The sequence below is a fragment of the Micromonospora sp. WMMD987 genome (genome assembly GCF_029581435.1).
GTDB classification, from domain to species: domain Bacteria; phylum Actinomycetota; class Actinomycetes; order Mycobacteriales; family Micromonosporaceae; genus Micromonospora; species Micromonospora rifamycinica.
This window is the reverse complement of sequence record NZ_CP120861.1, coordinates 6,363,696-6,380,683: the sequence shown is the minus strand read 5'-3', so window position 1 is coordinate 6,380,683 and position 16,988 is coordinate 6,363,696. Positions and strand designations below refer to the sequence as shown.

Here is a 16,988-nt window from a genome sequence, read left to right as displayed (position 1 = left end):
TGGGTCTGGCCGGGCGGCCGGCGGCGTGTCAGACTCAGCCACCGCGCGGCGGCGGGTCGACGCCCGGCTCGGCCGTCCGGGGTGTGCCGCATCCGGGGACGGGCGAGACTGGGCGGGCGTGGCGCGACGCCGGGCACCCGGTGCGCCGGGTGTGCAGCGGCCCCGTCCACCGCGCCCCCAGTCGCGGCCGAGCCCGGCCGCCCTCACCCGGAGGTCCCGATGTCCACTGACGCCCGGCTCGCCCTGATCACCCGGCCCGGTTGCCACCTGTGCGAGGACGCCAAGGCCGCCCTGGAGCGGGTGGTCGCGGTGACCGGCGACCGGTGGGTGGAGAAGGACGTCACCGGCGACGTCGAGCTGGAGCGCGAGTACGGCGACCGGCTGCCGGTGGTGCTGCTCGACGGCAGGGAGCACGGGTACTGGCGGGTGGAGGAGGAGCGGTTGCTGCGCGACCTGACCACCCCCCAGCTCTAGGGTGGCGCGGATCACCCTGGGTCAGCGGCTGCGCGCGATTGGTGAGCGAAGTCGCGATTGAGCAATAATCGCGCGGTGGCCCGCTGCGGTGCCCGATCGATCTTGTGGGATGGAGGAACCGGTGGAGGGGTGCCGCGAGTCGGCAAGATCGCGATTTGTGCACGTCTTCACAAGCGCCTACTCTGTAGTTCCAACGCGCCCTGCTAGCACGGCCGGTTCTCCCGGCCTCCGGCGGGGGTCCCCCACGGGCCGGGCACCGGAGTCGGCCGAGGATCGCACCGCACGGAGTCTCATGAGTCAGCACCGTCACCCAGGCGCGTCCGACCGCGCCGGTGCCGTACCGGCGCTCCCGGACCTCCCGGAGGCGACCGTCGCGCGGCTCCCCGAGTATCTCCGCGCCCTGCACAACCTGGCCGACGCCGGGCACGAGACGGTGTCCAGCGAGGGCCTGGCCGGTGCGGCGGGGGTCAACTCGGCCAAGCTCCGCAAGGATCTCTCACACCTCGGCTCGTACGGCACCCGGGGGGTCGGTTACGACGTCGCCCTGTTGGTCGACCAGATCGAGTTCGTGCTCGGGCTCACCCAACGCCGGGCGGTCGCCCTGGTCGGGGTGGGTAATCTCGGTCACGCCCTGGCCGGCTACGACGGCTTCGCCAGCCGGGGTTTCCGGATCGCGGCGCTCTTCGACGCCGACGCCTCCCGGGTCGGCGAGATGATCAGCGGGCTGGCCGTCCGGCACATCGACGACCTTCCCCGGGTCGCCGCCGAGGAGGCGATCTCCATCGGCGTGATCGCCACCCCCGCCCCGGCCGCCCAGGCGGTGGCCGAGCAACTGGTCGCCGCCGGCGTCACGAGCATCCTCAACTTCGCGCCGTGCGTACTCTCGGTGCCGGACGGGGTCGACGTGCGCAAGGTGGACCTCGCCATCGAGCTGCAGATCCTGTCCTTCCACGAGCACCGCAAGGCGTCGTTGACCGCGCTGCCCGCCGCCGGCGGCTCCGCTCTCACCGCGCTGCCCGGCGGGCTCGCGACCCCCGACACCCAGGAGGCGATCGGCACGTGAAGCTGCTCGTCGTCGGCGCGTCCTACCGCACTGCTCCCGTCGTCACCCTGGAGCGGTTGGCGGTCCCCCCGGCCGACCTCACCCGAACCCTGGACCGGCTGGTCGCCCAGCCCTACGTCGCCGAGGCGGTGCTCGTCTCCACCTGTAACCGGGTGGAGGTGTACGCCGCCGTGTCCGGCTTCCACGGCGGCCTCGGCGACATCTGCGCCGTCCTGGCCGAGCAGGCCGGTGCCCCGCCCGCCGCGTTCGCCAGCCACCTCTACGTGCACTACGACTCGGCCGCCGTCGACCACGTCTTCCGGGTCGCCGCCGGGCTGGACTCCATGGTGGTCGGTGAGGCGCAGATCCTCGGCCAGCTCCGCGACGCCTACCACTGGGCCTCCGGCGCGGACACCGCCGGGCGGCTGCTGCACGAGCTGATGCAGCAGGCGTTGCGGGTCGGCAAGCGGGCGCACGCCGAGACGAACATCGACCGGGCCGGGCAGAGCGTCGTGACCGCCGCCCTGGACCTCACCGCCGAACTGCTCGACGGCGACCTCGCCGGCCGGCCGGCCCTGGTGGTCGGCGCGGGCGCGATGGGCGCGCTGAGCGTGGCGACGCTGGCCCGCCGGGAGGCCGGGCCGCTCACCGTCACCAACCGGGGGGCCGACCGGGCCGTCCGGCTGGCCGAGTCGTACGGGGCGCACGCCGTACCGCTGGCCGACCTCGTCCCCGCGCTCTCCACAGTGGACATCGTAGTGGCCGCCACCGCGGCCACCGAACCGGTCCTCACCGTCGACGTGGTGACCGGGGCGCTCGCCCGCCGTGACCCCGACCGGGGGCCGCTCGTCCTGCTCGACCTCGCCGTGCCCCGGGACGTCGCGCCCGAGGTGGCCGCGCTGCCCGGCGTCGAGGTGATCGACATCGACCGGATGGCCACCCTGCTCGCGGGCGGCCCGGCCGCCGCGGACGCCGCCGAGGTCGGCCGGATCGTGGCCACCGAGGTCGAGGCGTTCCTGAGCTGGCTGCGCGGGGCCGACGTGGCACCCACCGTGGCCGCCCTGCGCGGCCGCGCCGACGACGTGGTCAGCGCCGAGCTGCGCCGGCTCGCCCAGCGTCGCCCCGACCTCAGCGACGACCAGCGCGCCGAGGTCGCCCGGACCGTGCACCGGGTGGTGCAGCGGCTGCTGCACCAGCCGACCGTCAAGGTCCGCCAGCTCGCCGCCGAGCCGGGCGGCGACCAGTACGCCGCGCTGCTGCGCGAGCTGTTCGACCTGCAGGTGCCGCAGACCTCCGGGGTCGGCTCGGTGCCGGAGGTGGTGGAGACCGTCGACGGCCGCGCGTCGTTCGAGGTGGCCGGCGTCCCGACGACCGGCACCGACCAGCCGTCCAGCGGAGGTGAACGATGACCAGCCCCCTGCGCCTGGGCACCCGGGGCAGCGCCCTGGCCATGGCCCAGTCCGGCCACGTCGCGGCGGCGATCACCGCGGCGACCGGCCGCGCCGTGGAACTGGTCGAGGTGGTCACCGCCGGTGACCGCTCGTCCGCGCCGGTGCAGCGGCTCGGCGTCGGCGTCTTCGTCTCCGCGCTGCGCGACGCGTTGACCGCCGGCACCATCGACCTCGCCGTGCACTCGTACAAGGATCTGCCCACCGCACCGGCGGACGGGTTGACCGTCGCGGCGGTGCCGCCCCGGCAGGACCCACGCGACGCGCTGGTCGCCACCGGCGGCCGTACCCTCGCCGAGTTGCCGCCGGGGGCCGTGGTGGGCACCGGCGCGCTGCGCCGCATCGCCCAGTTGCACGCCCTCGGCCTGCAACTGGAGGTCACCCCGATCCGGGGCAACGTCGACACCCGGCTCGGCCGGGTGCTCGGCCCGGACGCCGACCTCGACGCGGTCGTCCTGGCACGGGCCGGACTGGCCCGGCTCGACCGGACCGACGTGATCACCGAAACGCTCGACCCGATGCTGATGCTGCCCGCGCCCGCCCAGGGCGCACTGGCCGTGGAGTGCCGGGTCGACGACTCCGACCTGGTCGAGCTGCTCGCCGCGCTCGATCACGCACCGTCCCGGGCCGCGGTCACCGCGGAACGGGCGTTGCTGGCCACCCTGGAGGCCGGGTGCTCCGCCCCGGTCGCCGCCTATGCCGTCGTCGCCGAAGGCGAGCCAACCGGCTCGGGTGCCGAAGGCGATGTCGTCCACGAGATCTACCTGCGCGGGGCGGTGATCAGCCCGGACGGTTCCCGAGACCTCCGGCTGTCCCGCACCGGAACGCCCGCCGACGCGGCGGAGATCGGCAAGGCACTCGCCGCCGAACTCCTCGACCTCGGCGCCGACTCGATCCTCGGCCACGAAGGAACCACCGGCCCGGGGACCCAGCAATTTGGGAGCACAGAATGACCCGCACCCGTAAGCCCGTCGGCCGCATCGCGTTCGTCGGCGCCGGTCCCGGTGACCCGGGCCTGCTGACCCGCCGCGCCCACGACGCCCTGGTCGACGCCGACCAGGTGGTGTACGACCGGGGAGTCCCCGAGTCGCTGCTCGACGTCGTACGCGCCCAGGCCCGCTCCGACGCCCAGTTCAGCCCCGCCGAGGGCGTGCCGGGCGACGTGGCCAAGATGCTCATCAGCGCGGCCCGTTCCGGGCTCAACGCGGTGCACCTGGTCGCCGGAGACCCGTTCGGCCACGACTCGGTGGTCAAGGAGGTGCAGGCGGTCGCGCGTACCGCCGCGCACTTCGAGGTGGTGCCCGGCGTCGGCCAGGCCGAGGGTGTGGCCACCTACGCCGGGGTGCCGCTGCCCGGGGTACGCACCGCCGCCGACGTCGAGGACGTCGGCACGCTGGACTTCGACGCGCTCGCCGCCGCCGTCGCGCGGGGCTCGCTGGCCCTGGCGGTCGACGCCGGTGACCTGGCCGCTGTCCGGGACGGGCTGCTGGCCGCCGGGGTGGACGGCACCACCGGGGTCGGGGTGACCGGCGACGGCACCGGCGAGACGCAGTACACCACCACGTCGAGCGTGGACTCCTTCGTCGCGGCGGCGCTCGGCTTCACCGGCCGGGTGGTGCTGACCGTCGGCGAGGGCGTCGGCCAGCGGGACAGGCTGAGCTGGTGGGAGAACCGCCCGCTGTACGGCTGGAAGGTGCTCGTCCCCCGGACCAAGGAGCAGGCCGGGGCGATGAGCGCCCGGCTGCGCGCGTACGGGGCGATCCCGTGCGAGGTGCCGACCATCGCGGTCGAGCCGCCGCGTACCCCGGCCCAGATGGAGCGGGCGGTCAAGGGCCTGGTCGACGGCCGGTACGCCTGGGTGGTCTTCACCTCGGTCAACGCGGTCCGGGCGGTCTGGGAGAAGTTCGCCGAGCACGGTCTGGACGCCCGGCACTTCGGCGGCGTCAAGATCGCCTGTATCGGTGAGGCCACCGCCGAGGCGGTGCGCGCGTTCGGCATCCAGCCGGAGCTGATCCCCACCGGGGAGCAGTCCTCCGAGGGGCTGCTGGCCGAGTTCTCCCCGCACGACGAGATCCTCGACCCGGTCGGTCGGGTGCTGCTGCCGCGCGCCGACATCGCCACCGAGACGCTCGCCGCCGGGCTCACCGAACGCGGGTGGGAGGTCGACGACGTGACCGCCTACCGGACGGTCCGGGCCGCCCCGCCGCCCGCCGAGATCCGGGACGCCATCAAGTCGGGCGGATTCGACGCGGTGCTCTTCACCTCGTCCTCGACAGTACGCAACCTGGTAGGTATCGCCGGCAAGCCGCACGCGCGTACCGTGGTGGCGGTCATCGGTCCCAAGACGGCGGAGACCGCGACGGAGTTCGGCCTGCGGGTCGACGTGCAGCCGCCGCACGCCTCGGTGCCCGACCTGGTCGAGGCGCTCGCCGCCTACGCCGTCGAACTGCGCGAGAAGCTCGCCGCCATGCCGGCGAAGCAGCGCCGCGGTTCCAAGGTGCAGGGGCCGACCGCCCTGAGGTTCCGCTAGCCGCACTGGGAGGCCCACATGCCGTACCCCGAGATCCGGCCCCGCCGGCTGCGCCGTAACGCGGCGGTGCGGCGGCTGGTCTCCGAGACCCGCGTCGACCCGGCCGAGTTGGTCGTGCCGATGTTCGTCAAGGAGGGGTTGACCGAGCCACGGGCCATCGCGTCGCTCCCGGGGGTGCTCCAGCACTCCCGGGACTCGCTGCGCAAGGCGGTCGTGGAGGCGGTCCGGGCCGGGGTGGGCGGGATCATGCTGTTCGGGGTGCCCGAGCGGCGCGATCCGACCGGCTCCGGCGGGATCGACCCGGCCGGCATCCTGAACGTCGCCATCCGCGACGTGGTGGCCGAGGTCGGGGACGCCACCGTGGTGATGAGCGACCTGTGTCTGGACGAGTTCACCTCGCACGGGCACTGCGGCCTGCTCACCCCCGACGGTGCGGTGGACAACGACGCCACCCTGGCCGCGTACGCCGAGATGGCGGTGGCCCAGGCGGACGCCGGGGTCGGCATGGTCGGCCCGTCCGGGATGATGGACGGGCAGGTCGGGGTGGTCCGCCGGGCGCTGGACGCCGCCGGTCACACCGACGTGGCGGTGCTGGCGTACGCGGCGAAGTACGCCTCCGCCTTCTACGGCCCGTTCCGGGACGCCGTCGAGTCCGCGCTCGACGGGGACCGGCGCACCTACCAGCAGGACCCGGCCAACCTGCGGGAGTCGCTGCGTGAGGTCGAGCTGGACGTGGCCGAGGGCGCGGACCTGGTGATGGTGAAGCCGGCCCTGCCCTACCTCGACGTGGTGGCGGCGGTCCGGGCCGCCGTCGACGTGCCGGTCGCCGCCTACCAGGTCTCCGGCGAGTACGCGATGGTCGAGGCGGCTGCCGCGAACGGATGGATCGACCGCGAGCGGGTGATCCTAGAGACGCTCACCTCGATCCGCCGGGCCGGCGCGCAGATCATCCTCACCTACTGGGCGGTCGAGGCCGCCGGCCTGCTCCGCCAGCGGCTCTGATCCCGGGGGCGGACTGCGTCCCGCGAGCGCCGTGGCCCGCCCTCGCCCCCGTCATCCGGTTCCGTTCCCAGCCCTGCCACCCCCTCCGTCTCTCCTCCGGTCCACAACACCGCCCCGACCCGTGCCCCTGTCGTGTCCCGGCTGTGCCTCCGGCCGTGCCCCTGTCGTGTCCCGGCTGTGCCTCCGGCCGTGCCCCTGTCGTGTCCCGGCTGTGCCTCCGGCCGTGCCCCCTGTCGTGCCCTGGCCGTGCCTCCGGCCGTGCCTCTGCTTGGTCCCGGCCCGTGGCTGCCGACCTGCGGACCCGTCGTCGGCGAGCGGATACTGCCGGCGATGCCGGTCCATGTCGGCGGCAACCCTCCACTCGACGGGCAACCGGTTCGATTACTCTCCGCATTTTATCGCTCTCCTACCCTCACTCTCATTCGCACGCTTTGCTCTGCTGCCCTCTACGCGAAACTCACTGTGAGTGCCTGTCGCGCGTAAGGCAGCAGAGCAAAGCTTCGGTGGGGGTTGTGGGTGGGGTGGAGAGAGGAAGGGTGTTCTGGCTGCTCTATGCGCTTTTGTTGATCAGGATGATGGAAGGGGCCGTTTGCGCTGACGTCACCTTTAGTAGTTGAGGCGTTGGTGTGGTGGAGTAACCCGGTGTGATCGGACAGGGCGCGCGCCGGGCGAGAGTTTTCCACAGGTCGCGGTGTTGTCCACAGGTGACGACGGTGGGGTTGCGGCGAGGCCCGGCCGGGCGCGACGGTGGCGACATGACCGACCCCGCGCTGCCGCCCGAACCCGCCGCCCACCCGACCCCGGCTGCGACCTCCCCTCCTGCTCCGGACGGGGGGAGTGACGGGCCGCCGATCTTTCCCACCAGACCGTACGAGCTGCCCTGGCCGGTCGCCGGGATCGTGCGGGCGGTCCGGCGCCGTGCCGATGCGAGTCAACGGGAACTGGCGCGCTGGGCGGGGGTGCACCACGGCACGGTAGGGCGGATCGAGGCGGGTGCGCTCACCCCGAGCATCGCCCTGCTGCGTCGGATCATCGCGGCGGCCGGTTTCCAACTGGCCGTGGTCGACGAGGCCGGTCGGGTGCTCACCCCGATGCGGGACCGCGACGACGCCCGGGACGGTGCCGGTCGCCGCTACCCGTCGCACCTGGACACGATCCTCGACCCGGAACCCGGTGAGTGGTGGGCGGACGTCTACGGGCTCGCCCGGCCACCGGAGACGTTCTACCGCAACCGGGCCGTCCGGGACGCGATGCGCCGCCGGAGCCAGTGGGAGGTGCGGGTGGCGAAGTACCGCAATGTGCCACCGCCGCCCCGGGTGGTGCGCCCGGCACGGTGACGGCCCGCCGGCCCGGCGGGGAAGCCGGGTCGACGGGCCGTCGGAGGTGCGGGACGGTCAGTCGTCGTCGGTGATGGTGCCGGTCGCCACCGGATCGGCGAACCGCAGGTTCAGCGACCCGGCGACCGCGAACGCGATCTTCTCGTCCGACTCGCGCCGACGGTCACCGCGGACGGTCACCGGGAACGCCAGCGAGGTCTGGCCGGCGGGCAGGACCCGGCAGCCGACGTACGGGTCGAAGTCCAGCACGACGGTCGCGGTCAGCCCCACCGTGGCGGCGCAGAGCGTCGTCGGCTGGGACAGCGGGCGGGACACCGTGACCTGGAACGTCAGCGTGCTGGTGCCCCGGTCGCCCTCCACCACGGACGCGTCTGCCACCCGCAACGACGGCTGGCTACGGAACCGGGCCACCTGCGGGTCGTGGTCGCTGGCCCCCCGGGTGCCGTCCCCGGTGAACTCCGCCGGCCAGTCCGCGTTGACGTGCGCGGCCCGGATCTGCACCAGGTCGTCGTGCAGCGCGTCGTTGACGAACAGGTTGTCCAGCGTCTGCGCCGACCCCTGGAAGCTGTACGAGTACGCCGCCGACGGCACGTCGGCCACCAGGTCGTCCCAGAGGTTGCGCAGGCCGGCCCGGTAGAGCGGGCCGAGCTGATCCGACGGGGTCGGGTTCGCGCCGGTCGCGATCGGGTCGTCCGGGCGGGGGAAGACGTTCAGGTCCCCGCCGTACACCACCCGGGCGTCCGGGTCGGCCGCCTCGATCGCGGTGACGATCGCCGCACCGTACGCGGCCTGTTCGGTACGCTGCCCGACCCGGCTGTCCGGCCCCGACGAGTAGTGGTTGCTCAGCGCGTACAGCAGGTAGGACTCCGACCCGCCGGGCGTCGCCTTCACCACGAACTTGCCGAGCTGCGGGGCCCGGGTGAAGACGTTGTCGCCGTCCCTGCCGGTCGAGGTGTCGGTGTCGGCCGGCAGCACCGCGTTGAGCGCCTTCGGGTTCTGCACGTCGGCGTTGGACGCCAGCCCCGCCGACCGGTACCGCACGGTGGGCGCGGAACCGAGCAGCGGATCGGTGGCACCCGCCCCGGCCAGCGACAACCGGTCGGCGCGGTAGAGGAACGCCGAGGTGATGCCCCGGGCGTCCGCGCCGGTGCGGTCGTACGCCGCCAGATAGGCCGGACCACCGGCGGCCCGGATCGCCAGGGCCAGGTCCTGGAGGGTGTCCGGGGCACCGTCGGCGTTGTCGGTGGTGCCGCAGACCAGGCTGCTGCCGGAGACCGAGCAGATGTCCTGGTCCTCGGCCTCCTGCACCAGGATCAGATCCGGGGCGTGCAGGTCGGTGCGGATCTGCGCGGCCAGCTCGGACAGGTGCTCCCGGTAGTCGGCCTCACCCGCCGGTACGTAGTCGAACGGCGGGGACACCCCCGGGCAGCCCGCGTTGCCGGTGAAGTCGCAGCCGTCGAACGGGTCGTCGCGGAAGTCGTACAGGTTCTCCACGTTGTAGGTCGCCACCGCGACCTCCCGGGCCCGGTCCGCCGGGCGGGGCGGGTTGTTCGCCGCCGGGTCGACCCCGGGGGTCAGGGCCAGCGACTCCGGCTGCACGCTGAACTTGCTGAAGCCGTACGACACCGCGCCGAACGCGTCAGCGGTGAGGGTGTCGAAGGTCCGGGCCGGCGGGAGCAGCGCCGTCGAGTCACCGGCGGTGGCCTTCACACCGCCGCCACCGAGCAGGATGCGCTGGCCGTTGCCGTTGTCGAAGACCTGCCCCGGCACGTCGTCCAGCGGGTGGGCGTCCCGGAACACCCGACGGGCGTACGGGTCGGCGCGCTTGAGCAGCGGGTCCGCCCGGTCCACCACCCACACCTCGGAGTCGGCGGTGGAGCCGAACACGTCCCGGGGGCCGGTGACGCCGGAGCCGCTGCGGACCCGCAGCCGGGCACCCTCGTGCCGCTCCCAGAACCGGTCGGCCGCCGCCGCGTCGGCCGGCGGGACCGCGTCGTCCACGGTCACGGCGGTGTTCACGTCCAGGCCGGTGTCGAGCCGGCGGACCAGCGAGGCACCGGAGAGCTGGGTCTGGTCGAAGTACTCCGACACCCGGCCGCGCAGCAGCACCTCGTCCCCGACGGTCGGCGCGTAGCCGCCGATCAGCGTGGTGAACGCGCCCATGAAGACGAAGATCCCGTCCGAGCTGAGCGGGTCGCCGTCCTCGGTGCCGGTGCGGCTCTGCAGGTAGAAGCCGTACTGGTCGGCGCCGGCCGAGGTACGGGTCAGCGACTTCTGGGTGATCACGCCGCGGACGTCGTACAGCAGCGGGCTGGTGCCGGTGCCGGAGGGCGGGGCGAGCGGCGACCGGTCGGTGCGCGGGTTCTCGTCGTCCCGGGTCTGGCCCTGCACCTGGCCCACCGACAGCACCCCGTTGGCCTGCACGGTGAGCGGGCAGCTGGCGGTGCCGCCGTCGGCGTCCGTCGCGGTCACGGTGACCGCGTACGTGCCGGCGGGCAGGCCGGTGGCGGTGACCGTCGCGGTCGCCGTGCCACCCGGTGCGGTCGCCGGGGTGAACGCGGTACGGCTGACCGAGCCGCTCGCCGGGGCCGGGGCGACCGCGGTGACTGCCAGGTCGACGATCGTGTCGTCCGGGTCGGTGCCGGTGACCTGCCGGGTGCCCGTCGCGCCGGCCTCGACGGTCAACGTCCCGCCGCAGGTCAGCACGGCCGGCTGGTCGACCGGGCCGCCGCCGTCGAGGGTGTGCGCGCCCAACCCGTCGACGGTGTCGGTGGCGTGGCCGGCCCACTGGGTGGCCGGGTCGAACGCGTCGGACGGGTCGGTGTCACCGGCCGAGACCGACGGCAGCCGACGCAGGGTGTTGTCGGCGGTGCTGGTCAGCCCGCTGCCCCACTCGCTGCCCGGGTCGACGCCGACCTGGCCGATCGCGTCGAGCACCGTCCCACCCCGGCGCAGCACGATCGCGTCGTCGCCGTTGAACAGGCTCGCGCCGGTGGTCTGGTCGGCCTGGGCGAGGATCGCCGGGCCGGCCGAGGCGGCGGCGAAGACGAAGACGTCCCCGGCGGCGACGGTGCCGGTGAGGGCGATCGTGGTGGCCGTGGTGGACCCGTTGAAATAGAGCTGGAGCTGGTAGCCGCCGGCGGTCAGGTCGACCGCCGCGCCGGTGCCGTTGTACAGCTCGATCGCCTTGTTGTTCGACGAGCCTTCGACGTACTCGGAGATGAACAGGTCGGTGGGCGCGGCGGTGGCCGCGGTGGGAGCGACGCCGAGCACCGGTACGGCGACGGCGGCGACGGTGGCGAGCGCGGCGAATCTGCGGCGCAGGCGCATGGGGCCTCCACGATGGGTGGACGGGAACCAACGCACGTTAAGGTGCGCCGCTGGCCGCCGTCCATCCCCCGGGCGGCGCTGTGGTGAATTCACGACAGTGCCGTCCGACGTGGCCGTCCCCGGCGGCCCGGCCCGGCGCGCTGCCGCCTGACGGCGCGGCGGGTCAGCGGTGGGCGTCGAGCCGGTGCACCAGTTCGGCCACGTCCACGCTGTACTCGCACCAGTCCCGGTCGGGCTGGTAGCCCAGTTCGGCGTTCACCTTGAGCATCGCCTCGTTGGCCTGGGTGTTCCAGGTCTGCACCTCGGTCAGCTCCGGCTCGGCGGAGCGCAGCTCCAGCAGCATCCGCGCCTTGATCGCCCGGTCGATGCCGTAGCCCTGGTGGTCGCGCGTCACGATGGTGTCGTACTGGTCGGCGCGGGTGGGGTGCTGGACCGGCACCACCACCTCGGTCAGGCCGGCCACCGCTCCGGTGCGCTCGTGCAGGGCGAGCACGATGTACGGCTTCATCCCCCGGCGGTGCAGCGTGTCGAGGCTGTCCCGCAGCCGCTGCGGGTCGTACGAGCTGGGGCGCAGGTCGCCGTCCTCGACGTCGCGCACCTCGGCCTTCGCCCGCGCGTACGCCTCGATCAGGTCGTCGGACGGCCCGCCCGGGTAGAACTCCAGGTGGTACCCGGGACCGACCCCGGCGGCCATCTCGGTGAGCGCCGTCCAGTCGACCGTGCCCAGGTCGAGCACGCTGCGGGTCTCGACGTACTCCCGGGTGAAGCCCAGCGACGAGTAGAAACCGATCGCCGGGGTGTCGCCGACCACCTCGACGCCGAGCGACCGGAAGCCCTCCTGGTAGACCCGGCGGGCAGCGATCAGCACCAGCTCCCGGCCGAGCCCGGTCCGGCGTACCGTCGGGTGCACCAGCACCTCCAGCACGCCGATGTCGCCGAGCAGCAGCACGTGCACGTGACCGAGGATCACACCGGGCACCCCCTCGGCCGGCTGGTCGGCCTGGGCCACCCAGGAGATGCGTCGTTCGCCGGGCATCACCTCGGAGAGGTACTCCCGCAGCGAGTCCTCCCGCCAGGGCGGATCCTGCGGGAGGTCGACCGCGAGGACCGCGTTCAGCGTGTCCAGCACGGAGCCGATCTCGGCGGACGACGCGGTTCGAGGATCCCACTCGCGCACCATCACACGTCTAGCTTGCCGTCAACGGCTTCCCGGGGGAAGTGTCCGGTCCGGCAATGTATGCGAACGATCACCTCACGTACGGCTTGCGCGTCCGTACTCCTGGGCCTTGTCGAAGACGTCCTGGGCGTACCGGCGTACATCGTTGTAGGAGAGGATCGCGCCCCACCAGTCGCCGGGGATGGTCATGTTGCGGCCACCCTGGCAGAGGTAATTGCCGGCGGCGAGCGCGGTGTCGTCCAGGTCGTGCGGATCCTTGCGGCCGTCGTTGTCGGCGTCCGCGCCGACCTGCTCCCAGGTTGTGGGGATGAACTGCATCGGCCCGATCGCCCGGTCGTAGACGGTGTCCCGGTCGAACAGCCCACCGTCGGTGTCCCGGATCAGGGAGCGTCCGCCCTTGCCGTCGAGCGGATCACCGATGATCTCCGGTACGGCCCGGCCGTCCGGCCCGAGCGTCGCGCCGTTGGCCTGCCCGTGCCGGGACTCGACGTAGCCGATCGCGGCGAGCGTGGTCCAGCTCAGCTGGCAGCTCCGGTTGGTCTGGGCGAGCACCAGCTCGGCGTAGCCGTACGCCTGCATGGCGATCGGGGAGATGCCCACCTTGCTGCCGGTGACCCGGGCCCAGTCGCCCAGCGCGTCGGCGGGCCGGCCGCCGACGGTCGGTCCGGGCGGGCCGGTCGGCCCGGTCGGCACTGTTCCGCCCGGCGGCAGGCTGCCCAGCGGCGGCGTGGGCACGGTCGCGCCCGGCACCACCGGCACCGGGGTCGCCCCGCCCGTCGGGGCGCCGGAACCGACGGCGGTCTCGTCCACGGCGACCGGGCGGGGTGCCCGGACGGCGTTCGGCACCACCACCGCGCCGACCGCAGCGGTCGCCGCGACCAGCCCGAACAGGAACAGGCCGGGCAGGGTCAGCCGACCGCTCGGACGGCGGGACCACGCCCGGGTGGCCCGGGTCGCCGCCCCCACCGCCTGCCGGGGCGGCGGCAGCCGGACGGCGTGCGCGAACGGTATCCGTCGCCGCCGACCCACCGCGGTCTGCGGTGTGCCGTCGGGTTCGGTCGTGGCCTTGGGCTCCGGTGTGCCGTCGGGTTCGGTCGTCGCCTTGGGCTCCGGTGTGCCGCCCGGGGCGGGGCCGCCCACCTGCGGGGCGTCGTCGGCCGGGGTGGCCGGTGGGACGGCCGGATCGCGGCGGGGGCGACGGGGGCGGGGAATCCAGCCCCGACGCGGAGCGGCGGGCGCATCCTCGGGTGGGGTCGCTGCCCGCAGGGGCCGTACCGTCGAATCTTCGCCGCTCACCACCGTTTGAGTATCACCCATGTCGGCCCAGGCGTCAGGTCCGGTCGTAGGGTGGGGACATGCCCCGGTACGAGTTCCGTTGCCGCGCCTGCGGCGACACCTTTGAGGTCAACCGACCGATGGCCGAGGCCGGTGCGCCGGCCGACTGCCCCCAGGGTCACGCCGACACGGTCAAGCTCCTGTCGACGGTGGCGGTCACCGGCCGGGGTGCCGGCTCCGCGACCGGGAACGCCCCGGTCGCGCCCGCCGGTGGTGGTTGCTGCGGCGGCGGCTGCGGCTGCTGAACCGTCCGGCCACCGGCCGATGTAACGACACGGCGCACCGGTGCGCCGGAATCAGTGACCCCTTGGGTCTGATATCGCCCGACCGTTCTCACGATGCGTGACCGGTTGACCATAGGGCAGCATGAACCCGACGTCAGGGCGGAGGTGCCACGCATGTCGCCACGGATCCACCTCCCGAGCGGTTGGGTGACCTTCGTGTTCACGGACATCGAAGGTTCCACCCGGTTGGCCCAGCTACTCGGACCGGACTACCGACCGGTGCTCTGGGAGCACCGTCGGCTGCTACGCGACACCCTCGCCGAGACCGACGGCGCGGAGCTGCTGACCGAGGGGGACTCCTTCTTCCTCGCCTTCCCGGACGCGTCGGCGGCGCTGACCGCCTGCCTGACCGCGCAACGGGCACTGTCCACCCACGACTGGCCCAACCCGGAGGCCGCGCCGAGGGTACGGATGGGTCTGCACACCGGCTACGCGGAACCCCGCGACGGGGAGTACGCCAGCCCGGAGGTGCACCGGGCCGCCCGGGTGGCCGCCGCCGCACACGGCGGGCAGGTGCTCTGCTCGGCCTCGACGGCCCGGCTGGCCGACCCGCTGCCCGCCGGGGCCGCCCTGCTCGACCTGGGCCTGCACCGGCTCCGGGGCTTCGACGACCGGGAGCGGCTGTTCCAGCTCGTCGCGCCCGGGCTGGAACGGCAGTTCCCCCGCCCGCGTACCGCCGAGGCGTTGGCGCACAACCTGCCCACCCAGGTCACGTCGTTCGTCGGCCGGGAGACCGAACGGGTCGAGCTGGACCTGCTGACCCGCCGGCACCGGCTGGTCACGGTGGTCGGCGCGGGCGGGGCCGGCAAGACCCGGCTCGCCGTGGAGGTGGCGTCCGGCCAGGTGGAGGCGTACCCGGACGGGGTGTGGTTCGTCGACATCGCCACGGTCACCGACCCGGGGCTGGTGGCCTTCGCGATCGCCGCCGTCCTCGGGCCGCGTCCGGAACCGGGCCGCCCGATCGTGGACACCCTGGTCGAACACGTGGCCCTGCGCCGGATGCTGGTGGTGCTCGACACCTGTGACGCCCAGCCGGCCGCCTGCGCCGAGGTGATCTCCCGGCTGCTGGCCGGTGGCGTCGGGGTCCGGGTACTGGCCACCAGCCGGGAGGCGTTCGGTCTGCCCGGGGAGCTGGTGTGGCGGATTCCACCGCTGGCGGTCGACCCGCAGCCGGGGCGTACCGAGAGTGACGCGGTGGCGTTGCTGCTGGACCGCACGGCGTCGGCCCGGGGTGGTCGTCCGCCGGAGTGGACGGAGGCCGCCGACCTGCGCCGGGTGGTGCAGCGGCTGGACGGCTTGCCGCTGGCGATCGAGTTGGCCGCGGCCCGGCTGCGGGTGCTGTCCGCCAGCCAGCTGGCCGCCCGGCTCGACGACGTGCTGGGCACCCTCGACGCCGGCCGGGACACTCCGGAACCCCCGGTCGACCGGGGCTGGGCGGGCAACCAGCAGGACACCGTGGACCTGGTCGCCGCCGCCACCGGCCAGACACCGCCGAGCCCGGCGCACCGGGCGGTGCAGCGGTCGGCCACCGAACGGCACCTCACCATGCAGGCCACGGTCACCTGGTCGTACCGCACGCTGGGGCCCCGGGCGTCCCGGCTGCTGCGCTGGTTGGCGGTCTTCGCCGGGCCGGTGGACCTGGCCACGGTGGAGTGGCTGCTCGGCGACGACTCGCTCGATCCGCTGTCGGTGCTGGTCGACAAGTCGATGATGCTGGCCGAACGGCACGCCTCCGGCAGCACCTACCGGATGCTCGACCCGATCCGGGCGTACGCGGCGCGGCGGCTGGTCGAGACCGGTGAGGAACACGCCGCCCGGGACCGGCACGTGGCCTGGGCGCAGCACGCGCTGCACCGGGCGCACCTCGGGGCGGACGGCCGCCCGGTCACCCTGTCGCTCTACGCGTTGGACCCGCTCGCCGACGAGCTGCGGGCGGCCCTGCGCTGGTCGGCCACCGGAGGCAGCGCCCGGTCCGGGCTGCGGCTGGCCGCCGGGTTGGACCAGTGGTGGCGGGAACGAGGGCTGTCCCGGGAGGCCCGGTTGTGGCTGTTCCGGCTGTACGGGCGGATCGCCGAGACCGGCGAGGCGATTCCCGAGGCGGAACTGGCGGCGGCGTACCACCTGCACTCGCTGCACGCCGGTGCGGACGGTGAGTTCGGCGAGGAGCTGCGGTTCTCCCAGCGGGCGGAGGCGGCGGCCCGGCAGGCCGGTGACGCGGGGCTCCTGGCCCGGGTGCTCGCCGGGCGGGCCGTCCCGTTGATCGACATGGAGCAGTTCGCCGAGGCGGAGCGGATCTGCCGGGAGGTCATCGACTGGGCCGACGAGCAGGGGGTCAGCGGTGACGCGCTGCTGGCCAGCTACAACCTCGCCGAGCTGCTGTGGCGGCGGGGCGCGTTGACGGAGGCGGCGGAACTGCTCGGGGCGGTCCGGCTGGTGGAGGCCACCCGGCCGGTGGAGCGTGGTCGCCGGTCGGTGGACATGCTGCTCGGCATGGTGGCGCTGGCCCGGCGTGACCTGGTGGCCGCGCACGAACACCTGCTGGTGGCGCTGCGGGCACGGATGGGGCACGGCTACCACGGGCGGGCCTGTGACACGGTGAACGCGGTGGCGGTGCGCTGCGCGTTGGGCGGGGAACCGCTGACCGCGGCCCGGCTCTTCGGCGCGGCGCAGGCCACCCGGGCCAGGCTGCGCGGCACCCCCGGCATCTTCGGGACGTACTGGCTGGAACGGCAGGCCGACCTGCGGCGGGTGCTCGGCGACGCGGCCTTCGACGCCGCGTACGGCGAGGGCGGCGAGCTGGGCCTGGAGGAGGCGGCGGCGTTGGCGTTCGCGGTGGAGCACCCGGACATGGCCGCGGACTCGGTGCGGTTCCGGACGACCGGCCCGGTGACACCGCGCCCGATGAATCCCCTTCCGATGAATCCCCGGCCGATCAACCGGCGGGACGCGGACCGTCGGGAGGAGTGGGCCTGACCGCCGCGTCGCCCGCTGGCACGGAAACGGCGCGGTCGGTCGGGGTGCGGCAGTCC

The 16,988-nt window shown here is 74.0% G+C and carries 12 protein-coding genes; 9 read left to right on the top strand and 3 right to left on the bottom strand.

Annotated features, from left to right (window positions below):
* The first annotated feature begins 219 nt into the window (after window positions 1–219).
* From O7612_RS27165 to O7612_RS27135, 7 genes are all read left to right on the top strand, one after another.
* Window positions 220–474, top strand: a complete 255-nt coding sequence (locus tag O7612_RS27165) for a glutaredoxin family protein (RefSeq protein WP_282268547.1) — start codon at window positions 220–222, stop codon at window positions 472–474.
* 292 nt (window positions 475–766) lie between these two features.
* Window positions 767–1,537 (top strand): redox-sensing transcriptional repressor Rex, encoded by a 771-nt coding sequence (locus O7612_RS27160; protein ID WP_282268545.1) that lies wholly within the window; start codon window positions 767–769, stop codon window positions 1,535–1,537.
* Complete coding sequence (locus tag O7612_RS27155; protein ID WP_282268542.1) at window positions 1,534–2,925, top strand: glutamyl-tRNA reductase; 1,392 nt, start codon at window positions 1,534–1,536, stop codon at window positions 2,923–2,925. The genes O7612_RS27160 and O7612_RS27155 overlap by 4 nt, the downstream gene beginning before the upstream one ends.
* Window positions 2,922–3,917, top strand: coding sequence for a hydroxymethylbilane synthase (gene hemC, locus O7612_RS27150; protein WP_282268540.1), 996 nt, complete (start codon window positions 2,922–2,924; stop codon window positions 3,915–3,917). The genes O7612_RS27155 and hemC overlap by 4 nt, the downstream gene beginning before the upstream one ends.
* Window positions 3,914–5,494, top strand: coding sequence for a uroporphyrinogen-III synthase (locus tag O7612_RS27145; protein WP_282268538.1), 1,581 nt, complete (start codon window positions 3,914–3,916; stop codon window positions 5,492–5,494). The genes hemC and O7612_RS27145 overlap by 4 nt, the downstream gene beginning before the upstream one ends.
* Window positions 5,495–5,512: 18 nt before the next feature.
* Window positions 5,513–6,496 carry a porphobilinogen synthase gene (hemB, locus tag O7612_RS27140; RefSeq protein WP_282268536.1) on the top strand — a complete coding sequence of 328 codons (984 nt, stop codon included), beginning with the start codon at window positions 5,513–5,515 and terminating at the stop codon, window positions 6,494–6,496.
* 755 nt (window positions 6,497–7,251) lie between these two features.
* Entirely contained in the window at window positions 7,252–7,833 is a 582-nt protein-coding gene (locus O7612_RS27135; RefSeq protein WP_282268534.1) for a helix-turn-helix transcriptional regulator, read from the top strand.
* Between the two features lie 57 nt (window positions 7,834–7,890).
* On the opposite strand, the gene O7612_RS27130 is transcribed toward O7612_RS27135, so the two are convergent.
* The 3 genes from O7612_RS27130 to O7612_RS27120 all read right to left on the bottom strand — a co-directional run bounded on the left by O7612_RS27130 (window position 7,891) and on the right by O7612_RS27120 (window position 13,639).
* Complete coding sequence (locus tag O7612_RS27130; RefSeq protein WP_282268532.1) at window positions 7,891–11,163, bottom strand: lamin tail domain-containing protein; 3,273 nt, start codon at window positions 11,161–11,163, stop codon at window positions 7,891–7,893.
* A 163-nt stretch (window positions 11,164–11,326) separates the two neighbouring features.
* Window positions 11,327–12,343, bottom strand: a complete 1,017-nt coding sequence (locus O7612_RS27125; protein ID WP_282274069.1) for a GNAT family N-acetyltransferase — start codon at window positions 12,341–12,343, stop codon at window positions 11,327–11,329.
* A 72-nt stretch (window positions 12,344–12,415) separates the two neighbouring features.
* On the bottom strand, window positions 12,416–13,639 hold the full coding sequence (locus O7612_RS27120) for a lytic murein transglycosylase (RefSeq protein ID WP_282268531.1): 1,224 nt from the start codon (window positions 13,637–13,639) through the stop codon (window positions 12,416–12,418).
* 56 nt (window positions 13,640–13,695) lie between these two features.
* On the opposite strand from O7612_RS27120, the gene O7612_RS27115 reads away from it, so the two are divergent.
* Together O7612_RS27115 and O7612_RS27110 are read left to right on the top strand one after the other, a co-directional pair.
* Complete coding sequence (locus O7612_RS27115) at window positions 13,696–13,920, top strand: zinc ribbon domain-containing protein (protein ID WP_282268529.1); 225 nt, start codon at window positions 13,696–13,698, stop codon at window positions 13,918–13,920.
* Window positions 13,921–14,073: 153 nt separating this feature from the next.
* On the top strand, window positions 14,074–16,932 hold the full coding sequence (locus tag O7612_RS27110) for an adenylate/guanylate cyclase domain-containing protein (RefSeq protein ID WP_282268527.1): 2,859 nt from the start codon (window positions 14,074–14,076) through the stop codon (window positions 16,930–16,932).
* Window positions 16,933–16,988: the final 56 nt, after the last annotated feature.

Coding starts and splice junctions, on each gene's coding strand:
- O7612_RS27135 (WP_282268534.1), top strand. CDS start 7,252: ATGACCGACCCCGCGCTGCCGCCCGAACCCGCCGCCCACCCGACCCCG.
- hemC (WP_282268540.1), top strand. CDS start 2,922: ATGACCAGCCCCCTGCGCCTGGGCACCCGGGGCAGCGCCCTGGCCATG.
- O7612_RS27125 (WP_282274069.1), bottom strand. CDS start 12,343: ATGGTGCGCGAGTGGGATCCTCGAACCGCGTCGTCCGCCGAGATCGGC.
- O7612_RS27160 (WP_282268545.1), top strand. CDS start 767: ATGAGTCAGCACCGTCACCCAGGCGCGTCCGACCGCGCCGGTGCCGTA.
- O7612_RS27110 (WP_282268527.1), top strand. CDS start 14,074: ATGTCGCCACGGATCCACCTCCCGAGCGGTTGGGTGACCTTCGTGTTC.
- O7612_RS27115 (WP_282268529.1), top strand. CDS start 13,696: ATGCCCCGGTACGAGTTCCGTTGCCGCGCCTGCGGCGACACCTTTGAG.
- O7612_RS27130 (WP_282268532.1), bottom strand. CDS start 11,163: ATGCGCCTGCGCCGCAGATTCGCCGCGCTCGCCACCGTCGCCGCCGTC.
- O7612_RS27145 (WP_282268538.1), top strand. CDS start 3,914: ATGACCCGCACCCGTAAGCCCGTCGGCCGCATCGCGTTCGTCGGCGCC.
- O7612_RS27165 (WP_282268547.1), top strand. CDS start 220: ATGTCCACTGACGCCCGGCTCGCCCTGATCACCCGGCCCGGTTGCCAC.
- hemB (WP_282268536.1), top strand. CDS start 5,513: ATGCCGTACCCCGAGATCCGGCCCCGCCGGCTGCGCCGTAACGCGGCG.